At 46.5% G+C, this 22,361-nt stretch carries 19 protein-coding genes and 1 pseudogene; 10 read left to right on the top strand and 10 right to left on the bottom strand.

The annotated features are described in order from the left end of the window. Window positions 1-42: 42 nt before the first annotated feature. The 4 genes from BACCOPRO_RS12215 to BACCOPRO_RS12200 all read left to right on the top strand — a co-directional run bounded on the left by BACCOPRO_RS12215 (window position 43) and on the right by BACCOPRO_RS12200 (window position 6,802). A complete protein-coding gene (locus tag BACCOPRO_RS12215; protein ID WP_008144097.1) occupies window positions 43-1,107 on the top strand; it encodes a DUF4221 family protein in 1,065 nt (354 codons plus the stop codon). 63 nt (window positions 1,108-1,170) lie between these two features. Further along, the gene (locus BACCOPRO_RS12210; RefSeq protein WP_008144096.1) at window positions 1,171-2,322 is read left to right on the top strand and encodes a DUF4221 family protein; all 1,152 of its coding nucleotides are present in this window, start codon (window positions 1,171-1,173) and stop codon (window positions 2,320-2,322) included. A gap of 145 nt (window positions 2,323-2,467) precedes the next feature. Next, window positions 2,468-4,633, top strand: a complete 2,166-nt coding sequence (locus tag BACCOPRO_RS12205) for a S46 family peptidase (protein ID WP_008144095.1) — start codon at window positions 2,468-2,470, stop codon at window positions 4,631-4,633. Between the two features lie 3 nt (window positions 4,634-4,636). Next, window positions 4,637-6,802, top strand: a complete 2,166-nt coding sequence (locus BACCOPRO_RS12200) for a S46 family peptidase (RefSeq protein WP_008144094.1) — start codon at window positions 4,637-4,639, stop codon at window positions 6,800-6,802. A gap of 265 nt (window positions 6,803-7,067) precedes the next feature. Here the strand turns inward: BACCOPRO_RS12200 and BACCOPRO_RS12195 are convergent, their stop codons facing one another. Next, window positions 7,068-7,385: a hypothetical protein gene (locus tag BACCOPRO_RS12195; protein WP_040311512.1), complete on the bottom strand. Its 318-nt coding sequence runs from the start codon at window positions 7,383-7,385 to the stop codon at window positions 7,068-7,070. A gap of 26 nt (window positions 7,386-7,411) precedes the next feature. Continuing rightward, window positions 7,412-7,717, bottom strand: a complete 306-nt coding sequence (locus tag BACCOPRO_RS12190; RefSeq protein WP_008144092.1) for an FtsB family cell division protein — start codon at window positions 7,715-7,717, stop codon at window positions 7,412-7,414. A 170-nt stretch (window positions 7,718-7,887) separates the two neighbouring features. Between BACCOPRO_RS12190 and BACCOPRO_RS12185 the strand changes: the two genes are divergently transcribed. After that, the gene (locus BACCOPRO_RS12185; RefSeq protein ID WP_040311484.1) at window positions 7,888-9,768 is read left to right on the top strand and encodes a DNA polymerase III subunit gamma/tau; all 1,881 of its coding nucleotides are present in this window, start codon (window positions 7,888-7,890) and stop codon (window positions 9,766-9,768) included. A gap of 21 nt (window positions 9,769-9,789) precedes the next feature. On the opposite strand, the gene queF is transcribed toward BACCOPRO_RS12185, so the two are convergent. The 3 genes and pseudogenes from queF to BACCOPRO_RS12170 form a co-directional block, all read right to left on the bottom strand. After that, window positions 9,790-10,245, bottom strand: a complete 456-nt coding sequence (gene queF / locus BACCOPRO_RS12180) for a preQ(1) synthase (RefSeq protein ID WP_040311511.1) — start codon at window positions 10,243-10,245, stop codon at window positions 9,790-9,792. A gap of 4 nt (window positions 10,246-10,249) precedes the next feature. Then, window positions 10,250-10,918: a 7-cyano-7-deazaguanine synthase QueC gene (gene queC, locus BACCOPRO_RS12175; protein ID WP_008144087.1), complete on the bottom strand. Its 669-nt coding sequence runs from the start codon at window positions 10,916-10,918 to the stop codon at window positions 10,250-10,252. 29 nt (window positions 10,919-10,947) lie between these two features. After that, a pseudogene (locus tag BACCOPRO_RS12170) lies at window positions 10,948-11,636 on the bottom strand (queuosine precursor transporter). A gap of 325 nt (window positions 11,637-11,961) precedes the next feature. On the opposite strand from BACCOPRO_RS12170, the gene BACCOPRO_RS12160 reads away from it, so the two are divergent. From BACCOPRO_RS12160 to nth, 3 genes are all read left to right on the top strand, one after another. Continuing rightward, the gene (locus BACCOPRO_RS12160; RefSeq protein ID WP_040311510.1) at window positions 11,962-12,822 is read left to right on the top strand and encodes a nitroreductase family protein; all 861 of its coding nucleotides are present in this window, start codon (window positions 11,962-11,964) and stop codon (window positions 12,820-12,822) included. A 12-nt stretch (window positions 12,823-12,834) separates the two neighbouring features. Then, a complete protein-coding gene (gene corA / locus BACCOPRO_RS12155; protein WP_008144075.1) occupies window positions 12,835-13,875 on the top strand; it encodes a magnesium/cobalt transporter CorA in 1,041 nt (346 codons plus the stop codon). Between the two features lie 103 nt (window positions 13,876-13,978). Further along, window positions 13,979-14,629 carry an endonuclease III gene (gene nth, locus BACCOPRO_RS12150; RefSeq protein ID WP_008144074.1) on the top strand — a complete coding sequence of 217 codons (651 nt, stop codon included), beginning with the start codon at window positions 13,979-13,981 and terminating at the stop codon, window positions 14,627-14,629. Window positions 14,630-14,651: 22 nt separating this feature from the next. Here nth and BACCOPRO_RS12145 read toward each other — a convergent pair whose 3' ends face one another. Genes BACCOPRO_RS12145 through BACCOPRO_RS12135 form a run of 3 tightly spaced genes read right to left on the bottom strand, consistent with a single transcriptional unit; the run spans window position 14,652 to window position 17,380 of the window. After that, the gene (locus BACCOPRO_RS12145; RefSeq protein ID WP_040311483.1) at window positions 14,652-15,428 is read right to left on the bottom strand and encodes an MBL fold metallo-hydrolase; all 777 of its coding nucleotides are present in this window, start codon (window positions 15,426-15,428) and stop codon (window positions 14,652-14,654) included. A gap of 38 nt (window positions 15,429-15,466) precedes the next feature. After that, on the bottom strand, window positions 15,467-16,483 hold the full coding sequence (gene murB / locus BACCOPRO_RS12140; protein ID WP_008144070.1) for a UDP-N-acetylmuramate dehydrogenase: 1,017 nt from the start codon (window positions 16,481-16,483) through the stop codon (window positions 15,467-15,469). Between the two features lie 36 nt (window positions 16,484-16,519). Further along, on the bottom strand, window positions 16,520-17,380 hold the full coding sequence (locus BACCOPRO_RS12135) for a DUF4348 domain-containing protein (RefSeq protein WP_040311509.1): 861 nt from the start codon (window positions 17,378-17,380) through the stop codon (window positions 16,520-16,522). 150 nt (window positions 17,381-17,530) lie between these two features. Between BACCOPRO_RS12135 and pheS the strand changes: the two genes are divergently transcribed. Continuing rightward, a complete protein-coding gene (gene pheS / locus BACCOPRO_RS12130; RefSeq protein WP_008144066.1) occupies window positions 17,531-18,550 on the top strand; it encodes a phenylalanine--tRNA ligase subunit alpha in 1,020 nt (339 codons plus the stop codon). Window positions 18,551-18,634: 84 nt separating this feature from the next. Then, window positions 18,635-19,834 carry an MFS transporter gene (locus BACCOPRO_RS12125; protein WP_008144064.1) on the top strand — a complete coding sequence of 400 codons (1,200 nt, stop codon included), beginning with the start codon at window positions 18,635-18,637 and terminating at the stop codon, window positions 19,832-19,834. A 6-nt stretch (window positions 19,835-19,840) separates the two neighbouring features. Here the strand turns inward: BACCOPRO_RS12125 and BACCOPRO_RS12120 are convergent, their stop codons facing one another. Beyond that, window positions 19,841-21,037 (bottom strand): DUF4934 domain-containing protein, encoded by a 1,197-nt coding sequence (locus tag BACCOPRO_RS12120; RefSeq protein ID WP_008144063.1) that lies wholly within the window; start codon window positions 21,035-21,037, stop codon window positions 19,841-19,843. 17 nt (window positions 21,038-21,054) lie between these two features. Further along, the gene (locus BACCOPRO_RS12115; protein WP_008144061.1) at window positions 21,055-22,191 is read right to left on the bottom strand and encodes a hypothetical protein; all 1,137 of its coding nucleotides are present in this window, start codon (window positions 22,189-22,191) and stop codon (window positions 21,055-21,057) included. Window positions 22,192-22,361: the final 170 nt, after the last annotated feature.

Genomic DNA, 22,361 nt, shown 5'->3' with positions numbered 1-22,361 from the left:
ATTCTATGCATAGCATGCGGTAGAGAAACTTCTGTAAACCGTATGGGAAAGCAGTTGTATACAATGGTAGAGCTTCCCCATAAAGTTTTTTTGTTAGATGATTCTACAACTCAAATAGTAAATCATATTCAGACATATGAAAGAAACGATTCTCAACTTCTTGCTCTGTACAATGAACCTATAAATAACATTTGCATCTTTGATGTAAAAAGCGGCAAGGAAATTCAGAAAATACAATTCCAGAAAGAAGGTCCCAATGCATTAGACCCTAATTTCTGTGGTTTCCTGATACATAATAAAGATTCTATTTTTATGTATCATACCTGGCTATGGCAATTAGACTTATTCAACGAAAAAGGTGAATTACAAAAAAAATATAAAATAAAAGACTATCCCCTGGAATCAGGATGTTCATTCAGACGTCCCGATATATTACCATATTCTGATACTCCTATCAAGAAAGTGGATAATTATATTATATTACAAGGACAAGGATGTAATGTGTGTGATTCCCAATCCAACCAGATACCTGAAGGCGTCACCTTACTTCTTAACCTGAAAGACAGTTTGGTACGTCATGAAAACGGCTATCCGGAAATTTATAATCAAAAAGGAATATGGCAAACTTTTGCCTATCGGGTTGTACCTTATGATCTCAGTCCTCAAGGTGAAATGGTAATAAACTATCCGGCAGACGACAGCATTCGGGTTTTTAATATCCACACTAAAAAGACCCAGTGCTACTTCGCAGGGTATTCCAAACCTTATACCATTCACCCAGCCCGTTCTGAAAAAGAAGTAGACCGAAGCATAATGGAACAGGTTCAATATACATCAATTTACTACGACAAATGGAATCAGCTGTATTACAGACTCCTGACTTTACCTCTGTCGGATTATGATGTCAATGAAAAATCAGCTCCAAAACGAAACCTTGCTGTCATAATTCTTGATAAATACTTTCAGAAAGTCGGAGAATATAACATCAAAGAACCAAGCAACCGGTTCAGCCGGGCTTTCGTCTCTTCCGAAGGTCTTCACATCAATATCCTGTCGGATAATGACGACTATTTGACTTTTATTACAGTTAAACCCAAGAAACTATGAACATAAAGAAGTGGCTTCCACTATCAGATGTAATGTAAATTCAAACAATTAAAAAAGAATCATATGAATTTGAAGTTTATTCTTGCTTTATCTATCGGAATTGTATGTGGAGCATGCAGTAAACAAACTTCAGAAAACCGTATGGGGAAGCAGTTGTATACCATGCAAGAGCTTCCTCATAAAGTATTTTCTCTGGATGACTCTACGACACAAGTAATTTCACATATCCACACATATGAAAAGAACGACTCTCTATTTCTTGCCTCATACAATAACCCACTACATAACATTTGCATCTTTGATGTAAAAAGCGGCAAGGAAGTCCGCAAAATACAATTTAGGAAAGAAGGCCCCAACGCTTTGGATGGAAATGTTTTTGGATTTCTGATACACAATGAAGACTCGATCTTTGTATATCATACCTGGCTATGGCAACTAGACCTGTTCAATAACAAAGGCGAACTCCTCAAAAAATACCGCCTAAAAGATTATCCTTTACAAAAGAATTGCCACTTTCGGTGTCCCGAAATATTGCCTTGTCCCAATACACCCATTAAAAAAGCAGATGAATACATCATACTGCAAGGACAAGGATGCAATGTGTGCGACACTCAGTCCAATGACATTCCGCAAGGTGTTTCGTTGCTTCTGAATTTGAAAGACAGTATTGTATATTATGCAAACAGTTATCCTGAAATATACGGGAACAAGGATGCAGTATGGCAACCTTTTGCCTATCGCGTTATACCATACGATTTAAGCCCCGCCAATGAAATGGTGCTAAGTTTTCCGGCTGACGACAGCATACGGGTATTCAACATCCACACCCAAGAAACGAAAACCTTCTTTGCAGGATACTCCCACCCCTATTCCATACGTCCGGCCAAAAGAAACTCTATGGCTGATATCATGCGCAACGTAGCAGAGCAGGTTCAATACACAGGTATTTATTATGACCGCTGGAATCAGTTATATTACAGACTGCTTACGTTACCAGAATCAGAATGGGACGGAAATACCCGCGCCTTTCCATCCCGCCATCTGGCTGTTGTCATTCTTGATAAAGATTTCCAGAAAGTAGGAGAATATAATATCAAAGAAAAAACAAATCGCTATGGATCTTGCTTTGTCTCTCCAGAAGGTCTTCATATCAATATCCTGTCGGATAATGACGACTATATGACTTTTATAACGGTAAAACCCAGGAAACTGTAAACAGAATACCGAATCTTATATCAAAAAGAGTCCTGCATTCCTGCTTTCAGAGGAATGACAGGACTCTTTTTCGTAAGTATTCCTAATATTTTTATTACCTTTGTATTTTAATTACCTGCATAAATTTATCTAAACTAAAAATAGAATGAAAAAACTGAAAGTACTAGCACTCGCACTGCTTTGTGCGGCATTTTCACCGGCAAAAGCCGATGAAGGAATGTGGCTCCTGCAGATGATGCAAGAGCAGAACCTGGCCGACAGAATGAAAGCTCAGGGCCTGAAAATAGACATTGCCAGCATTTATAATCCGGAACAACTGACATTAAAAGATGCAGTCGGTATCTTCGGAGGAGGCTGTACGGGAGAAATCATTTCACCCAACGGACTGATCCTGACTAACCACCACTGCGGATATGGAGCTATCCAGCAGCACAGTTCCGTGGAACACGACTACCTGACTGACGGATTCTGGGCAAAGAGTTATCAGGAAGAAATCCCTACTCCGGGCCTGACATTCCGTTTCGTTGAACGCATCGTGGATGTAACGGAAAAAGTAAACGAAGATGTAAAGAAAGGAAAAGTAACCGAAGCTGAAACCTTCGGCAGCAAATACCTGAAAGAACTCGCTGAAAAAGAACTGAAGAAAAGCGACCTGAAAAAAGCTCCGGGTATCACGGCTCAGGCACTGCCTTTCTACGAAGGTAACCGCTTCTATCTGTTCTACATCAAGACATACAAGGACGTTCGTATGGTTGCCGCTCCTCCTTCATCTATCGGTAAGTTTGGTGGAGAAACCGATAACTGGATGTGGCCGCGTCACACCTGCGACTTCTCCATCTTCCGTATCTATGCAGACAAAGACGGAAATCCGGCAGAATACAGCAAGGACAATGTACCCCTGAAATCAAAGAAATACCTGACCATCTCTCTGAAGGGATTGCAGGAAGGCGATTATGCCATGATCATGGGATTCCCGGGAAGCACCAGCCGTTATCTGACCGAAAGCGAAGTGCGTCTCCGTATGGAAGCTACCAACGTGCCGCGCATCGAGGTTCGTGAAGCACGCCAGAACGTACTGCGCAAGGAAATGGCTGCCAGCGACAAGGTACGTATCCAGTATGCCAGCAAGTTTGCCGGATCAAGCAACTACTGGAAAAACTCCATCGGTATGAACAAGGCCATTGTGGACAATAAAGTATTGGAAACAAAAGCTGAACAGGAAAGCCGTTTTGCACAGTATGCCAAGGAAAAGGGTAATGCAGATTATGAAAAGGTGGTCGGACAGATTGACGAATACGTCAAACGGGTTATGCCGATCCAGACACGCAATACTTACTTCAGCGAAACTTTCCGCAGCGGTATCGAATTCAGTGCACCTCAGGCTGCCTTCGATGAGCTGAAGACTGCTTTGCAGAAGGAGAACAAGAAGGACATTGCCAAAGCACTGGAAACACTGAAAAAGGAATTCGCCAACATCCACAACAAGGACTACGACCATGAAGTAGACCGCAAGGTTGCCAAAGTGCTGATCCCGCTGTATGCTTCGAAAGTTTCTGCGGAAGCTCTGCCCGACTTCTACCAGACCGTACAGAAACAGTTCAACGGCGACTACAATGCTTACGTGGATGCTTTGTATGACAACAGCATCTTTGCCAGCGAAAAGAACTTCGATGCATTCATGGCCAACCCGACCGTTGAAGCAATCGACAAGGACCTGGCTGTACAATACACCGTTGCAAGAAATGCGAAGTATAAGGAACTGGCTGACCAGCTGAGCAACGCAAGAGGTGACATCAACCTGCTTCACAAAACTTACGTTCGCGGTCTGTGCGAAATGTATGCACCGACTCCGAAAGCTCCGGATGCAAACTTCACGCTTCGTCTGACTTACGGAAACGTGAAATCCTACGATCCGAAAGACGGAATCCACTACAAATACTATACAACCCTGAAGGGAGTAATGGAAAAAGAGGATCCCAACAACCCGGAATTCGTCGTACCGGCCAAACTGAAAGAGCTTTATGCTTCCAAGAACTTCGGACGTTATGCGTTGCCTAACGGAGAAATGCCGGCTTGCTTCCTGACAACCAACGACATCACCGGCGGTAACTCCGGATCACCCGTCATGAACGGCAACGGTGAACTCATCGGAACTGCTTTCGACGGTAACTGGGAATCACTGAGCGGCGACATCAACTTCGACAACGACCTGCAGCGTTGTATTGCCGTAGATATCCGTTATGTCCTGTTCATCGTGGAAAAACTGGGAGGATGCAAGAACCTGATTGACGAAATGAACATTGTAGAATAAACGATGAAGAAAACAATCCTATTCTCACTTTTAAGCGTTTTCACAACCTTCGCCAGCCATGCTGACGAAGGGATGTGGATGCTGACCGACCTGAAAAAGCAGAATGCTGCCGTCATGTACGATCTCGGACTGGATATCAGCATCGACAAAGTGTACTCCCCCGACAGCATCAGTCTGAAGGATGCAGTCGTTCACTTCGGAGGAGGATGTACCGGTGAAGTCATTTCTCCGGAAGGTCTCGTACTGACCAACCACCATTGCGGATATGGCTACATCCAGCAGCACAGTTCGGTGGAGCATGACTATCTGACCGACGGCTTCTGGGCCATGACCCGTGAACAGGAACTTCCCTGCGAGGGACTGACCGTTACTTACATCGACCGTATCCTCGATGTGACGGACTACGTGATGGAACAGCTGCAAAAAGATGAAGATCCGGAAGGACTGAACTATCTGTCTCCTTCCTACCTCAGCAAGGTGGCTGACCGCTTTGCCGAGCAGGAAAAAATCCACACCGACGAGTTCACCGTACTGGAACTGAAACCGTTCTACGGCGCAAACAAATATTACCTGTTTGTCAAGACCGTCTACAAGGATATCCGAATGGTGGGCGCACCTCCCTCTTCCATCGGTAAGTTCGGTGCCGACACCGACAACTGGATGTGGCCGCGTCATTGCGGTGACTTCTCCATCTTCCGCATCTATGCCGACAAGGATGGAAAACCGGCCAAATACAGCGCAGACAATGTTCCGTTGAAAGTCAAGAAACACATCGCCATCAATCTGAAAGGTGTCAAGGAAGGTGACTTCACTTTCGTGATGGGTTTCCCCGGACGCAACTGGCGCTATATGATCAGCGACGAAGTGGAAGAACGTATGCAGACTACCAACTTCATGCGTGACACGGTTCGTGGCGTGCGACTGAGAGCGTTGAACGAGGAAATGCAAAAGGATGCCAGAACTCGCATCCAGTATGCAGCCAAATATGCTTCTTCGGCCAACTACTGGAAAAATGCCATCGGTATGAACGAAGGACTGGTGAAACTGAAGGTGCTGAACCGTAAAAAGGAACAGCAGGAAAGACTTCTTGAGTTCGGACGTGAAACCGGAAACGACGCTTATCGCGAGGCTTATGAGACCATCCGCAAGATTGTTGCCAAACGCCACGACGCGGTTTATCATCAGCAGGCTATCTACGAAGCACTGATGCTGGGAACCGAATTCTCCAACATTCCGGAAACAGCCGGTCTGCTGAAAGCCTTGCAGAACGGGAAAAAGAAAGAAATCAGTGAAGCAACCGAACAGCTCAGAAACAGCAGCAAGAAGTTCTTCAACAAAGATTACAACCCGGAAGTAGACCGCAAGGTATCCCGTCAGCTGATCGCCTTGTATGCCCGGCTGGTTCCTGCCGAACAGCGCATCAGCATTTTCCAGCTGATCGATAAGAAGTTCCAGGGCAATACCGATGCCTTTGTCGACGCTTGTTTCAGCCAGTCTGTTTTCAGCAGTCCGGAAGCTTTGGAGCGTTTCCTCAAAAAACCGGATGCAGAAACTTTGGCCAACGACCTGATGGTGCAGTATGCCTCATCGGTGAAAAAAGGATATCAGGCTACCAGTGATGCCATGAAGGCAGAGACCAATGCTTATAACCGGGCACACAAGACCTGGGTGGCAGGTATGCTGGAACTCAAGCATAAAGAGAAGACACCGGTTTACCCCGATGCCAACTCTACCCTGCGACTTACTTACGGCAAGATCGGATCATATGAACCGGCAGACGGAAAGGAATATCTCTACTACACGACACTGAAAGGAGTCATGGAAAAGGAAGATCCCAACAATCCGGAATTCGTCGTACCGGCCCGCCTCAAGGAACTGTATGAAAAGAAAGATTTCGGTCCGTATGCCATGCCGGACGGACGCATGCCTATCTGTTTTGCAACGGCAACCGACAACACCGGAGGTAACTCAGGATCGCCGGTCTTCAATGCCAAAGGCGAACTGATCGGTACCGGATTCGACCGCAACTACGAAGGTCTGACGGGTGACATTGCCTATAATCCCCAGTTGCAGCGCGCTGCTGTGGTAGACATCCGCTATACGCTGTTCATCATCGACAAGTATGCGGGAGCAGGTCATCTGATCAAGGAAATGACAATCATCCGATAAGGAACCGTCAAATTCCGCCCACAGCCTGAGCGGGAAAGACATTAACCGGAAGTGCCGGTGCAACCCTTCGCGAGAAGACTGCACCGGCACTTCTTCTTTTCGGCAGACATGCAGGCATACCAAAAAAGCGGACTGCACCATCCGCTCAAAAACATAAGGACGTTTCAGGTAAAAGCCCGAAACATTTAACAATATACGACGAAACGTTTTTAAAAAACAACGGGACGTTTTTTCAAGAACATAACATCCCTGAAAATCAAAGCTTTCAGGAATTCTTTTCTTTCTGTTCCTCCTGAGGAATACGGAAAGCCGTGTAAAGTTCCAGCACGGCAGCAATGCTCAGACAGGCAATCCACTCGTTGCGATGCCACAACAGCATCAGCACTCCCGTGAAAACAAGTAACATGGCTCCCATCAGCTGCTGGCGACGGAGACGGCGGATCACGATGTTCTTGCCGTCATAGCCTGAACGTACCTGCACATAGGCAAACAGGATGGAACCGGCCAGATAGACATAGGGAGCAAACACTAATTTCACAAACTGGAGCGCCAGACCGATGAACAAAAGAACTGCTCCGGTCATGGCCAATATATTTGATTGTCGGGCTGTCATTTCAAATCTTCTTCAAAAACGTAAATATCTTCATTGGATTTCTTCATCAGGTACCGCTCACGAGCCACCTTCTCCAGCTCCTTCGGATTCGAGGTAATCTCTTTCAGCATGCGGCTGTCTTCCTCATACTGCTTGCGATAGCGCTCAATTTCTGAATTCAGCTGATAGATTTCACGGCGGTGAGAGATGCGACGGATCAGACTGTTTTCGTCCAGCACACCGATAATCAGCAGAAAAACACCGATTGTGATCGCATATTTATACCGGCGGATAAAGTTCCAGGCCTCTAGTAATTTACTCATAAAACAGATTCTTAATACACAGCCGCAAAGATACGAAAAAAAGTGAGATCACACACAAATCCGGAAAGTATCGCATCCGTGCAGCGAAATAATAAACGACATCGTTTAGAAGGTTGGCAGATTTTATGTACTTTTGCGAAAGATATGAATTCAAACAACTCATCCGATTTATGGAAAATTATATTGTATCAGCGCGTAAATATCGTCCGGCCACGTTCGATACGGTAGTCGGACAGCGTGCACTGACCACTACCCTGAAGAACGCCATCGCCAATCAGAAGCTGGCTCATGCCTACCTGTTCTGCGGACCCCGCGGAGTGGGAAAGACAACCTGTGCACGTATATTTGCGAAAACCATCAACTGCCTTCATCCGAAGGAAGACGGAGAAGCCTGCAACGAATGTGAATCCTGCCAGGCTTTCAACGAACAGCGCTCCTACAATATACACGAACTGGATGCCGCTTCGAACAATTCAGTAGAGGACATCCGCTCCCTGATCGAACAGGTGAGAATCCCGCCACAGATCGGCAAGTACAAGGTGTATATCATCGACGAGGTACACATGCTTTCACAGGCGGCCTTCAATGCCTTCCTCAAAACGCTGGAAGAACCGCCTCATCATGCAATCTTCATCCTGGCGACCACTGAAAAGCATAAGATCCTTCCGACGATCCTGAGCCGCTGCCAGATTTATGATTTCAACCGGATCAGTGTCAGCGACATGGTGGAACACCTGGAAAGCGTGGCCCTCAAGGAGCATGTGGAAGCCGAACCGGAAGCCCTGAATGTCATCGCCCAGAAGGCCGACGGAGGTATGCGTGATGCTCTGTCCATCTTCGACCAGGTGGTAAGCTTCACAAACGGACACATCACTTACAAGAGTGTCATCGACAACCTGAACGTACTGGATTATGAATATTATTTCCGGCTGACAGACTGTTTCCTGGAAAACAAGGTAACGGAATGCATGCTTCTCTTCAACGATGTACTGAAAAAAGGATTCGACGGGAATCATTTCATCACCGGACTGAGTTCTCATCTGCGGGATCTGCTGGTGAGCCGTGATCCGGCTACCCTGCCTTTGCTGGAAGTGGGAGCTTCCATCCGCGAACGCTATCAGGCTCAGGCACAGAAATGCACGCCGCAGTTTCTATACAAGGCGATGAAGCTGTGCAACGATTGTGACCTCAACTACCGGTTGAGCAAGAACAAGCGTCTGCTCGTGGAACTGACCCTGATACAGGTGGCCCAACTGACTGCTGAAGCTGAAGAGCCGGGCCAGGGGCGCAGCCCTAAGCAGACTTTATCTCCCGTTTTCAATCAGGCTACAGCCCAAGCGGCTCAACCCGCTACACCGAAACCGCAGCCTGCTGCCGGGAACTACGCGGCACAGCCAGCCGGCAACTATGCTTCTACCTTACAGCAACCGAACGCCTCATACCGTCCGGCAGAACCGGTTCAGCCCGCAACATCCGCTCCGTCTCCGCAGGCTTCAGCTCCCGGAGCCGGTCCGATGCATGCCAATCCGCTGCCGAAAACGTCGGCGGAAAAGAAGATTCCGGTCATGAAAGCCGGAAGCATGGGTATTTCCATCCGGCGGTCGCAGGCACCACAAACAGAAAAAGCCGCTCCTGCTGCACAGGCTACGGCTGCCATCCCGCAGGCAGATGCCAACTGGGAAGATTATATCTTTAATGAAAAAGACCTCAACTACTACTGGCGTGAATTTGCCGCCCGCCTTCCGAAAGAAGAAGCAGCCAACGCAGGCCGCATGATGAACATGCAGCCTCAACTGCTGAAAGACGGAGTTACGTTTGAAGTGGTTGTGGACAATGACATTGTGCAGAAGTACATGCAACAGCTGGCTCCGCACATCGAAACGCATCTCCGCACCCAACTGCATAACCGGAAAATCCGGATGACGGTACGTGTCAGTGCTCCGAACGAAAATATACGTGCCTACAGCCATGTGGAACGTTTCCAGATGATGAGCCAGAAAAACCCCAAACTGCTCAAGCTGAAAGAGGCACTGGGACTGGAGCTGTCGTAATCATCAACAGCTCCTCAAAAATCAGTTGTGATTCCGCAGGCGGTACTCTGCCAGCTCTTCGTACTTCGTACCCGGACGTCCGTAATTGCAATACGGATAAATGGAGATACCGCCACGTGGAGTAAAGATACCCGTTACTTCAATATACTTCGGATCCATCAGGCGAATCAGATCCTTCATGATGATATTCACACAATCTTCATGGAAGTCACCGTGATTGCGGAAGCTGAAGAGATAAAGTTTCAGGCTCTTGCTTTCCACCATCTTCTTGTCGGGCAGATAACTGATGCGGATCTCGGCAAAGTCAGGCTGTCCCGTAATCGGACACAAGCTTGTGAACTCCGGACAATTGAAACGTACCCAGTAATCATTCTCAGGATGCTTGTTCATGAAAGCTTCCAGTACCTCAGGCGCATAGTCCTGCTTATATTCCGTATGCTTGTTTCCCAACAGGGTCAGTTCGTCTTTTCTTTCCATAAACTTATTCATTCATTTGATTTTTACTTTGCAAATATTTCTCCAGGCCTTCCCGACGAAGCTTACATGCCGGACAATGTCCGCAGCCGTCTCCGGGGATACCGTTATAACAAGTCAGCGTCTCATGACGGATCAGGTCAAGTACACCCAGTTCGTCAGCCAGTGCCCAGGTCTGCGCCTTGTCAATCCACATCAAAGGAGTATGGATAACAAACTGCTCATCCATGGCCAGGTTCAAGGTCACGTTAAGCGATTTAATAAAAGAATCACGACAGTCTGGATAGCCGCTGAAGTCGGTCTGTGATACTCCGGTCACCAGGTGACTGATGCCTTTTTCACGGGCATGAACCGCTGCAATGCTCAGGAAAAACAGGTTTCTTCCCGGAACAAATGTATTGGGAAATGAATCGGCCGGTTTCTCTTCATCCATGTGAATCGATGTATCTGTCAAGGAATTCTTACCCAAATGGCCGATGAAAGAAACGTCCATCACAGCAAATTCCACGTCAGCCTTCCGCGCAATCTCGCGTGCCAGTTCCACCTCTTTCACATGTTTCTGGCCATATATAAAACTCAGGGCATAAACTTTCTTGAAATGTTTCTTTGCCCAAAACAGACAAGTGGTGGAATCCTGTCCCCCACTGAATACAACAAGGGCTGTTTCGTTATTCATATTTTATTTGATTAAACCGATAAAGTTGCTTAATTAATGTCAGAAATCTTCAGGACATTATAGGAAATATGCTCGTCGTACACATCACTCTGGTCTACCCGCTTGATGTATTTCACGACACGAATGGTGACAGGAAGGACAATCACTTCATAAAGAGTCTTCAGAATGACCTGCACCAGCATCATCTTAGCCAGTTCAGACACAGGCATCAGTCCTCCGAATGCCAGCGGGAAAAAGATCAGAGAATCGGCTCCCTCACCGGCCACAGTCGACAAAATGGCACGGGCAGAAAAGTTTTTTCCATGTGAAGCCACCTTCATACGGCTCATCACGTATGCATTGATAAACGAACCGACCAGAAAAGCTGTCAGACTCGCAGCAGCAATACGGGGCGCCATGCCGAATACAAAATTAAACCTTCTTCCCCTTCCCAGAACGGAGCCGCCGGCAAAGCTACAGCAATCTGCCCCATGGCTACTACCATGAAGTTCATCAGAAACCCCATCCAAATGATCAGACGCGCCTTGCGGAATCCCCACACTTCGGCAATGCAATCATTAATAATGTATGAAACGGGAAATACAATCAGCCCTGCCGTAACGGAAATCGGGCCCAGTTGAACAACTTTGGTCTCTAACAGATTGGCTGCCACAAGGCAGGTACAAAACACAATACCCAAGACCATAAAAGGTACTGATACAAGATTTTCTTTTTTCATCGCTCCTGTTTTTTACGTGGTGTTCTAGAATACACGACCGCTATTCACGGCATCGTAAGTAAATGTTCTCTTTTAACGGGCTGCAAAGGTACGAAGAATTTTCGGAATATAATGAAATTCAACCGGAGAATCTTAATCTTCTTCTCCAAGTTAAGGAAATCGCTTCAGGGCAAGCCCGGATTACTCCAGCCCGACGTTACTTTTTCTGCCAGATGAATGATCGAATGATTCAGAAGCCATTCCTCCATAAAAACTTTATGCTAACAGAGAAAAACAAATAAAAATCGTACCTTTGTGCATCATGTATCCTAATTCATTTCATACAATGACTCAAATACATATTAATCAGAACACCTGTATACGCTGTAAGAAATGCGTCAGAATATGTCCCTCTGTTCTATTCAGTTTTCATGAGGATAAAGGCATTGAAGTAAATGCCGACGCTTGCATCAGTTGCGGACATTGCGTAGCCGTTTGTCCCGGCAATTCCATTGAACATTCGGATTTCCCTCCTGAAAAAGTCCATGCATTCGACCGAAGCCAGTTGCCCACAGCCGACCAGGTAGAACTGCTCATCCGTTCCCGCCGTTCCAATCGTGCTTTCTCCAAGCAACGGGTTCCGGAAGAATTGCTGCAACGAATTATTGAAGCAGCACACCGGGCTCCGACTGCTACCAATGCGCAGGAAGTCAAGATGGTACTGGTGACCCGCCCCGAAACACTGAAGGAAATCAGCCGAATCACCATCGGTACTTTCATGTCTATTGTCCATGCAGTGGAAAATCCATTGTTGAAAATGATACTGAAACCGCTCATGCCTTCCAGCTATCGCTATATTCCGGTTTTCAAACAACTGCAGGAAGAGTTCGACAAAGGGAATGACGGTATCCTGCGGGGAGCTGCTGCAGCCTTGTTCTTCTATACCGGAAGTAAAGAACGTTTCGGATGTCAGGACTGTAACCTGGCTTACCAGAATGCTTCACTCATGGCCGAAGCATGTGGCGTTTCCCAGTTCTACACCGGATTTGTATGCAGTGCCGCCGGCATGAACCGGAAAAAAGAATTGCAGAAACTGCTGGGCATTGAAGGCTGTACCATACATGCCGGTATCGCACTTGGCATGCCTTCTTTCCATTTCGATAAATACATCGACAAAAAAGATGTTGTACTGAAAAGAATAGACTAACGTTCACAGGCTATGACAAAGAACAATCTGCTTAGTGAGAAGCTGAACTATACGGGAATCAGCCAGACTCCGACTCATCTTCACCTCTGCTCGTATAATCCTGAGGGGGTACACGACTGCAACGGCAAAGATATTGACGAAATGATTCCTCATCTTCAGCCGAACAGCATCAACTGGATACAGATACACGGACTGCAGAACACGGAAACCGTGCAAAAAGTCTGCCAACACTTCGGTATCGACTTTTTGGTCACACAAGATATTCTGAATGCAGATCACCTGACCAAAATCGAAGAACATGAAAATTATAATGTAATCATCCTGAAACAACTGACTGCGGAAAAAGACAATAATTATCTGTCGCAGCAGCTTTGTATCATTCAGGGAGAGAACTTCCTGCTCACGTTCGTCGAAAAAGAAACCGAGATGCTGAACGAAATCCACACGGCTTTGGAGAAAAATGTGCTCAAGATCCGCAACCGACAGACAGACTTTCTGCTCAGCGTGATCTTGAACAGCGTCATGACCAGCTTCATGTCCATCATTTCTGATCTGGAAGATGAGCTGGAAGACATGGAAGGACGCCTGCTTTCTTCCAATCCTGCCGAAATGCCGGGCATCGAAGAAATCCAGCAATACCGCCGTATCTTCCGTCTGATCAAGAAGAGCATCCTTCCGCTCAAGGAACATATCAACAAGTTATTGCACTCGGACAATACGCTTCTGCACAAGTCCAACCGTCCGTTCTTCAACGATGTGAACGATCATCTGCAGTTCGTTCTCCAGACACTGGAAGGATGCCGGGACATGATCTCGGCCCTGGTGGATCTTTATCTGTCCAACAACGACCAGCGTATGAACGGAATCATGAAACAACTGACCATCGTTTCCACCATTTTCATCCCGCTGACCTTCCTGGCCGGTATCTGGGGAATGAATTTCAGCTGGATGCCCGAACTGAACTGGAAATACGGCTATCTTTTTGCCTGGATACTCATGCTTGTAACAGGAACGGCTGTCTATCTGCTGTTCCGCAGAAAGAAATGGTACTGATCCGGAAGCACGGACAAAAACGGGAAACAGGCTACATATACTTTCCCGAACAAACAAAAATACATCACCCTGCAATCCATTTGCTGATTAAGAATTGTCAACCATGCGAAAGAAAGAATTATACGAAAAAGTCATCACCTATTTCCAGCAGGCCATGCCTGTGGCTGAAACGGAACTGCACTACGAAAATCCTTTTCAGCTCCTCATCGCAGTGATCCTCAGTGCACAATGTACAGACAAACGGGTCAACATGATTACGCCTCCCCTGTTCCGGGACTTTCCGACTCCGGAAGCACTGGCTGCCAGTACTCCTGAAGTTATCTTTGAATACATACGGAGTGTGAGTTACCCCAATAACAAGTCCAAGCACCTGGTCGGCATGGCACAAATGCTGGTGAAAGATTTTCATGGAGAAGTGCCCGACACACTGGAACAACTGGTCAAGCTTCCCGGAGTGGGACGCAAGACGGCCAATGTGATCCAGAGTGTTGTCTTCAACAAAGCGGCTATGGCTGTCGACACCCACGTATTTCGCGTAAGTCACCGCATCGGACTGGTTCCCCAGACCTGTACCACTCCACTGGCCACAGAAAAATATCTCATCAAATATATTCCCGAAGAATTAATACCGACCGCACATCATTGGCTGATCCTTCACGGACGCTATGTCTGTACGGCACGTAGTCCGAAATGTGAATCATGCGGTCTGAACGGACTTTGCAAGGAATCGCTCAAAGCCCGCATCCCCCGATAACCGCCGATACGAAACCGGTTTCTCAAAGCCAGATAACCATGCCGTCGTATGTCAGATGCACATGCGGCGGCAGTTCTTTTTCTACCTCTGCATGCAGTCCGATCTGATGACTCGCATGAATCAAAAAGGCTTCTTCCGGCTGAATGCATGATATCTGTGCCAGGGCTTCACGAACAGTCTGATGAGTGGGATGCTGTTCCTGGCGCAAAGCATTGATCACCAGACAATCCAGGTTTTTCAGACACGCGTATGAAGCAGCCGGCATAGTCAGCATATCCGTAATCCAGGCCATCTCCCCAATGCGATATCCCATAATCGGCAGTTTGCCGTGCATGACCCGAAAAGGAAGTATTTCCACCGAATGGCCATAACTGTTGCTGACGGTAAAAGGTTTGCCAGCCTCAATAACGTGCAACGGAATATGAGGCACTCCCGGATACAGATTTTCAGTAAAACAATAAGGAATACGAGCCTGAAGGCGGTCGGCCGTATATGCTTCGGCATAGACCGGAATATCTCCGAAACGGCAGAAAGGACGCAAATCGTCCAGCCCTCCTACGTGATCATAATGCTCGTGTGTGATCAATACGGCATCAATCGGCCGGTAATCATCCATGCGGATCATTTGTTCACGGAAATCCGGACCGCAGTCTATCAGGATACGCACTCCATTCACTTCTACCATTCCCGAACAACGCAAGCGGTTGTCATGAGGATCTTTACTGGTACACACCTCACACCTGCAGCCCACCTGAGGGACTCCGGTTGAGGTTCCACTGCCCAATATGGTTACCTTCATACTCTCTCCGTTCTGATTAGTTTGACATTTTCAACCTTTCAGCCGATATAATTTACTTCCGGCCGAATGGTCACACCAAAACGTTCGCGGACGGAAGCCACTATTTCTTCAGCCAGATGCATGACTTCCTTTCCGGTTGCTCCGCCGCAATTGACCAGTACCAGCGCCTGTTTCTCATGCACACCGGCATGTCCCACACGCTTTCCTTTCCATCCGCAACGGTCGATCATCCATCCGGCCGGAATCTTGACATGAGCTTCATCCACCGGATAGTGAGGCATGTCCGGATATTGTGCGAGCAATGCTTCAAACTGCATTTTCGGTACAACCGGATTCATAAAGAAACTGCCTGCATTGCCCAATACTTTCGGATCAGGCAACTTGGCCTGCCGGATGGCAATAATAATCCGGCGTACATTCTCCAGATCTACCTGGCATCCTTGTTTCTCCAGTTCTGCACGGATATTTCCATATTCCAGATGGAAGACAGGATGCTTTTTCAACCGATAGGTTACGAAAGTCACTGCATATTTTCCTTTCAGTTCCTGTTTGAAGACACTTTCCCGATATGCATAACGGCATTCCTCCCGCATGAACCGGCGTTCTTCTCCGGTTTCCAATCCAAACGTATCTACCGAAACAATCAGATCCTTGGCTTCCACACCATAGGCACCGATATTCTGTACGGCCGATGCCCCGACTTCACCGGGAATCAATGAAAGGTTTTCCGCACCATACCAGCCATTGGCAACCGTATAAGCGACAAAATCGTCCCAGACTTCACCGGCTCCGACACGGACTTCCACTTCTTCTTCCGTTTCCTTTACCACCGTATATCCCTTTATGGCCGAATGCAGAATCAGACCTTCATAATCAGAAGCAAACAGCAGATTACTTCCTCCGCCAATATGTAAAGCGCGGGCAACCGCTTCACGCTCTGCATTCCACAAACCGCGAAGTTCCTCCACTGACGCATACTCCACAAAGCGGGAAGCCTTCACATCCATACCAAAGGTATTGTAAGGCAGCAGCGAGCAATTATATAATTCTTTCATGCATCAATCAGTAAAAAAATCAATGAAACGTTCTGTCTAGTCACTTAAATCCTCAAACTTCATCAGCTTCCAGATGCCATGCCGGCGTTCAAAATACATCACGTTGCTGAAACCGTTTCCAAATCCCTTGAATTCAACAACCTTCGTATCCGAAGTCAAGGTTTCAGTCTGTCCATAACGTACATTGGTCAGCTTTTCTTTCATCATCGGCGGACGGAAAGCAAACCACTGACCGATGTCAAGTGTAGTTTCCAGAATCTGGAATTCATCCTCCGGATCGGCCGTAACAAACAACAAGGGGTAATGCAGACGCTCTCTCTGGAAAATAGAATCCGATGCAAAATGCTCATAGAAAGTCAGGAAATCTTCCTCGTTTCCTTCCCCATGTGCAAGTTTCTCCCAATTTATGGCTTCCAGGAACCAGGCATCTTTCTTGCGCTCAAAATAATAACGCTTCACCCGTTTCTCTTTCAGATAAATCCATTCCACCTGTACACTATGCAGACTCGTATCTTTTTCCATTTCCATTTCTTCCGCCTTATCAAACAGAATGGTATAAGCATCCTGACGGCTGAACAAAGGATCAAACTTCCAGGCTTCCCGGCTTATGCGTTTAACCTCCTTACCCTCATAGTAAGGCATCGGAAAAAGAATACGTGAACGCTGGAATTTTTCATCCGAAGCAAAATTGTAGAAAAAATCAGCAAAACTTTCATCGACCGTAACAGGAATGACTTCCTCTACGAGCACCATCGTGTCCTGAAGCACTGAATCAGAACCTACATTCATCGAATCAAGCTGTTCGGTCAGCTTCTCAAACGGATCTACTTTTTTTCCATTTCCGCCACAAGAAGCAATGAAGATCAACAAACAGCAACCAAAAACTATTTTTTTCATCTGCACTTCTGAAAAATCAAATGCAAAATTAGCAGTTTTTTTCTTTTCCCTATCAAATAAGAGAGAGTTTTCTTTTTTGTCCCTCAAAAATCAAAATATTTCAGTTTTAATCCTTACCTTTGCGCATACGAAAAAACAGATTACAGAAATATGTTAGCAAAAATAGAAGAACTGCTTCAGGAAGTAGACAGCCTCACAGCCGGCAATGCCGAAGAACTGGAAGCGCTGCGTATCAAATACCTGAGTAAAAAAGGAGTCATCAACGCCTTGATGGCAGATTTCCGCAATGTGCCTGCCGAACAGAAAAAGGAAGTGGGCATGAAGTTGAACGAACTGAAAAACCGGATGCAGGAACGGATCGCTGCCCTGAAAGAAACATTCGAATCACAGGACAACGGAACTGCCGAACTGGATCTTACCCGTACGGCTTACCCGATTGAACTGGGCACACGTCATCCGCTGAACATCGTACGCAACGAAATCATCAGCATCTTCAACCGCCTGGGATTTACCATTGCTGACGGTCCGGAAGTAGAAGATGACTGGCATGTGTTCTCTTCCATGAACTTTGCTGAAGATCATCCGGCACGCGACATGCAGGATACTTTCTTTATCGAAAGCCATCCCGACATCATTCTGCGTACGCATACTTCTTCCGTACAGAGCCGCGTAATGGAAGTTTCACAGCCGCCTATCCGCGTCATCTGCCCGGGACGTGTATACCGTAACGAAGCTATCAGCTACCGCGCACACTGCTTCTTCCATCAGGTAGAAGGTCTTTACATCGACAAGAATGTATCGTTCACTGACCTGAAACAGGTACTTCTGCAGTTCGCACAGGAAATGTTCGGTCCGGAAACCAAGATCCGTCTCCGTCCGTCCTACTTCCCGTTCACAGAACCCAGTGCTGAAATGGACATCAGCTGCGATATCTGCGGCGGTGAAGGCTGCGCATTCTGCAAATATACCGGCTGGGTAGAAATCCTGGGATGCGGTATGGTAGATCCGGCCGTTCTGGAAGCCAACGGCATCGACAGCAAAGTATATACCGGTTATGCTTTCGGTATGGGAGTGGAACGTATCACCAACCTGAAGTATAAAGTAAAAGACTTGCGTATGTTCTCAGAAAACGACACCCGTTTCCTGAAAGAATTTGAATCAGCCAACTAAAGCATAAAGGCGAATACAATAGAAGGTGTCAAAACAGAAATATATGTTTTGACACCTTTTCCATATCAACTAAAATAAATTCACATGTCCAAGGACAGACTTGTAACTCCCAGTTATTGCCTGATTCTGGCAGCCAACTTCCTGCTCTACTTCGGCTTCTGGCTGCTGATTCCGGTACTTCCCTTCTACCTGAACGAAGTCTTCCAGGTAGCTGAAGCCACCATCGGCATCGTACTTTCCTGCTACACCATTGCAGCCCTTTGCATCCGTCCGTTCTCTGGATATTTGCTCGACACATTTGCGCGCAAGCCTCTTTACCTGTTCGCCTACTTTATTTTCATGCTGATCTTTGCCGGCTATATGCTGGCCGGAACACTTACCTTATTTATTATATTGCGTATTGTTCACGGACTGTCATTCGGAACGGTAACCGTAGGAGGAAATACACTGGTTATTGACATCATGCCATCGTCACGCCGCGGAGAAGGACTGGGATACTACGGGCTGGCCAACAACATAGCCATGTCCATCGGCCCCATGTTCGGACTGTTTCTCCACAATGCCGGAGAATCTTACACCGTCATTTTCTCTTATGCACTGGGAGCCTGCATACTGGGACTGCTGGCTGCCAGCATGGTGAAGACCACATACCGCCCTCCAGTGAAACACGATCCCATTTCCCTGGACCGGTTCATCCTGCTGAAAGGCATTCCGGCAGGAATCAGTCTGCTCCTGCTTTCCATTCCTTACGGCATGACCACCAATTATGTAGCCATGTATGCCCGGCAAATCGGCATTACCGCCGAAACCGGATTCTTCTTCACCTGCATGGCTTTGGGAATGGCTGTAAGCCGTCTGTTCAGCGGACGGCTGGTGGATAAAGGCCTGGTGACACAGGTCATTTCTGCCGGACTCTATCTGGTATGTTTCTGCTATTTCAGTCTGACGGCCTGCGGATGGCTGGTCAGCTGGAACCTCACGGCAACGACAGTCTTCTTCTTCGTCATTGCCCTGCTGCTCGGCATCGGCTTCGGAACCATGTTCCCAGCCTATAACACCCTGTTCGTCAATCTTGCTCCCAACAGCCAGCGCGGTACAGCTACCAGCACTTATCTGACTTCCTGGGATGTCGGTCTCGGTATCGGCATGCTGACAGGAGGATACATTGCAGAAATAGCATCATTCCGCATGGCCTATCTCTTTGGATCTGCCCTGACCGTAGTATCCATGATCTACTTCCGGGTAAAAGCCGGGCCTCACTTCCTGAAGAACAAACTGCGCTGAGAAATCTTAACGGCCGGAAGCAGACTTAAATTTCAGCAAAACTATTACAGGATTTGATTCCTCATCCAGAGAAGAAATAAGCTGATTCAATTCGTCATTGACTACTTCCCCTGCCTCACGAGCTTCAATCAATTCAGGAGCTCCCAATGTCATCATGCCATACCCATAAGGAACAGCAAACAGACTAATGTACTGCGACAGATAACAGGACTCTGAAGAAAAATCACGATTGACATATTTGGGAACACACCATTCTCCCGTACGGAAATCATACATATTTACACTGGGAGAATCCTCACGACGACCGGCCATCATATCACTCATGCGGACTGTTACATGCCGGACATGGAACTGAGCCCATAAATACGAATCAGATGCTCCCAAAAAATCAAGCAAAGGTACGTTTTTATCCTTACGTGGAGAAACAGCAGGCATCACCACCGCCTTCATGCTCCAATCAGGCAACACCTGAAATACAGTATCCAAAGAAGGATTGGTCAAGAATCCGGCATCCATCATTGAAAACAGACAGTTCACACCTCCCTTAGCCTGTGTTTCCCGACCATCGTCCCAAAGGATTTTCCGGTTGATGAATATCTGCTCATTGACTGTCACAGCATCCAGAGTGTCTACTTTTCCAGTTTCTTTCGAGAAACGAAAATACGGACGACTGCCAGTCTGCATCTCATTATTTGAATAAGTACACACAAAATCGGATACTCCTACACTTGCAAAAGCTAGTCGTGAACGATTATTCGCAAGCAGTTCGCGAAGGAAACGACCTTGAAAATCATAAACCTTAACCGATCTGAAATCCTGAAATACAAAAACTTCCTTCCGCTTCCAATCTACAAAATAATCACAGATTCCTGAATATTCCTCCGGACCTTCACCGTTACAACTGACCATTCCCTGCAAAGCCTTACCATCAGGAGTAAAAAGAAGAATGCATTTCTTCTCACCTTCTGCCGCAATACCGTCAGGAGTAACCGAAAAAATCCTCAGAACCAAAGTTGAGTCGGATATATAAAGAGGAATATAAGAAACATCTGCAAGATCCTGAATGCAAATCTCCTTTTCAGGGAAATTTGCTTTGGTATCAACCACTATCAGATCGCCTTTACCAGAAGAAGAGTTCGTACATCCAAAACAGAGAGATAAAACTATGCCAAACAAACAAAATCCAGTAACAAGTGTTTTCATAATTTATTCGCTAAAAGTTATTCTTTATAGGTAAAAACAAAGATATGCGACAAGCGGTCTTCCACTTCCGTAATCTGAACGGAAAGAATGAAAGGACGGAACAGATCCGGATGACGCTGAAGGAACGAGGGTAAGTAGGAATAGTAATATTCAGGTTTTTGAGCAATTTTATCCATATCGGCCACCATAATATAAGAAGCATCCCGGGACAAATTGGAAACACATTCATCAAACAATGAAGTCCGGGAAGATGCCACTCGCTTAGAGATACACGAATCAACCTTAGCCTGACCGGAAAGTACCAGCAGACTGTCGCCCGAAATAGAAGGAATGGCACGCAGATGATCTACTGCCCGCTGCATACATACATCCGAAGCATGCATCACGCCACTCAAATAAAAGACTTCGCTGTTCATGTGGATATCAAACTCACTCCAACACTCTTTTTCACCACCGTCAATCGCCGGGATGGAAGATGAATGCGCGTATAAGGTCAGGAAATTGGCCGATTTAGGCTGGCGGACCGAGGCAAATACCACATCTTCTTTCAACGACGTTCCATCTTTCTCCGCATCAATCACCCGTTCGATCAAACGTTTCTGATAACTGATAGCCAGGAACCCGTCTCCACTATATACAGAAAGAAAATCAGATGAATCTATCGGAAAGATCTCTATAGTCCGTCCGCGATAACCTTCTTCCCTGGGTATAAATTCCTTGCCCCGATGCTCACGGATAGCTTTCAATAACTTTTTCCGCTCCGGTTTTCCCAAACGGAAATAAGCGACCAGGTCACGGGAACTGCCCGAAGGGGCATGAAAACTGACCATCATCTGATTGACCTCATTGGAAATTCCGTGGTCACTGGAAGAAATATAAGGTATAATATCATTGAGAATGGTCTTGATCAGTCCCACCCGATGAAGCGTATCCAGCTGGGCAGCGTAAGCCATCCGTGAAAAAGCATTCATAAAGAAATCAATGTTATCGGTCTCCATTACGCCGATACAATCGTCAGGCACCCACGACACTAAATCAATGTCTTTGTCCTTATCGGCTGCATTCAGCCGGGCAAAGCCATACAATCCTACTCCTATACAAAAAAGTATAACAGATAGAAGAACTCCAAATTTAGCAACAGTACGATATCCCATCCGTGTTATGTTTTATGCAAATATAGCAAAAAGTTTTTAAAAAGTACAAATAATATCTTATAAATCTGATAAGATATATACCTCAAACAAACTTTATACACCTGTTGTTTATCATCCCCTCCCCTCAAGCTGAACAAAAATCATACTATGAACACCCAAAAAAAATCGTG

This window comes from Phocaeicola coprophilus DSM 18228 = JCM 13818, assembly GCF_000157915.1.
Classification (GTDB): Bacteria; Bacteroidota; Bacteroidia; order Bacteroidales; family Bacteroidaceae; genus Phocaeicola; species Phocaeicola coprophilus.
Note: the sequence above shows the minus strand (reverse complement) of the source record. Positions and strands in the feature narration are given on the sequence as shown.

Excerpts from the sequence above, each read along its gene's own strand:
- pheS (WP_008144066.1), top strand. The coding sequence starts at position 17,531 with ATGTTAGCAAAAATAGAAGAACTGCTTCAGGAAGTAGACAGCCTCACA.
- murB (WP_008144070.1), bottom strand. The coding sequence starts at position 16,483 with ATGAAAGAATTATATAATTGCTCGCTGCTGCCTTACAATACCTTTGGT.
- BACCOPRO_RS12125 (WP_008144064.1), top strand. The coding sequence starts at position 18,635 with ATGTCCAAGGACAGACTTGTAACTCCCAGTTATTGCCTGATTCTGGCA.
- BACCOPRO_RS12135 (WP_040311509.1), bottom strand. The coding sequence starts at position 17,380 with ATGAAAAAAATAGTTTTTGGTTGCTGTTTGTTGATCTTCATTGCTTCT.
- BACCOPRO_RS12215 (WP_008144097.1), top strand. The coding sequence starts at position 43 with ATGGGAAAGCAGTTGTATACAATGGTAGAGCTTCCCCATAAAGTTTTT.
- BACCOPRO_RS12190 (WP_008144092.1), bottom strand. The coding sequence starts at position 7,717 with ATGAGTAAATTACTAGAGGCCTGGAACTTTATCCGCCGGTATAAATAT.
- queC (WP_008144087.1), bottom strand. The coding sequence starts at position 10,918 with ATGAATAACGAAACAGCCCTTGTTGTATTCAGTGGGGGACAGGATTCC.
- BACCOPRO_RS12115 (WP_008144061.1), bottom strand. The coding sequence starts at position 22,191 with ATGGGATATCGTACTGTTGCTAAATTTGGAGTTCTTCTATCTGTTATA.
- BACCOPRO_RS12160 (WP_040311510.1), top strand. The coding sequence starts at position 11,962 with ATGACTCAAATACATATTAATCAGAACACCTGTATACGCTGTAAGAAA.
- BACCOPRO_RS12210 (WP_008144096.1), top strand. The coding sequence starts at position 1,171 with ATGAATTTGAAGTTTATTCTTGCTTTATCTATCGGAATTGTATGTGGA.
- BACCOPRO_RS12200 (WP_008144094.1), top strand. The coding sequence starts at position 4,637 with ATGAAGAAAACAATCCTATTCTCACTTTTAAGCGTTTTCACAACCTTC.
- BACCOPRO_RS12145 (WP_040311483.1), bottom strand. The coding sequence starts at position 15,428 with ATGAAGGTAACCATATTGGGCAGTGGAACCTCAACCGGAGTCCCTCAG.
- nth (WP_008144074.1), top strand. The coding sequence starts at position 13,979 with ATGCGAAAGAAAGAATTATACGAAAAAGTCATCACCTATTTCCAGCAG.
- BACCOPRO_RS12205 (WP_008144095.1), top strand. The coding sequence starts at position 2,468 with ATGAAAAAACTGAAAGTACTAGCACTCGCACTGCTTTGTGCGGCATTT.
- BACCOPRO_RS12120 (WP_008144063.1), bottom strand. The coding sequence starts at position 21,037 with ATGAAAACACTTGTTACTGGATTTTGTTTGTTTGGCATAGTTTTATCT.
- queF (WP_040311511.1), bottom strand. The coding sequence starts at position 10,245 with ATGGAAAGAAAAGACGAACTGACCCTGTTGGGAAACAAGCATACGGAA.
- corA (WP_008144075.1), top strand. The coding sequence starts at position 12,835 with ATGACAAAGAACAATCTGCTTAGTGAGAAGCTGAACTATACGGGAATC.
- BACCOPRO_RS12185 (WP_040311484.1), top strand. The coding sequence starts at position 7,888 with ATGGAAAATTATATTGTATCAGCGCGTAAATATCGTCCGGCCACGTTC.
- BACCOPRO_RS12195 (WP_040311512.1), bottom strand. The coding sequence starts at position 7,385 with ATGACCGGAGCAGTTCTTTTGTTCATCGGTCTGGCGCTCCAGTTTGTG.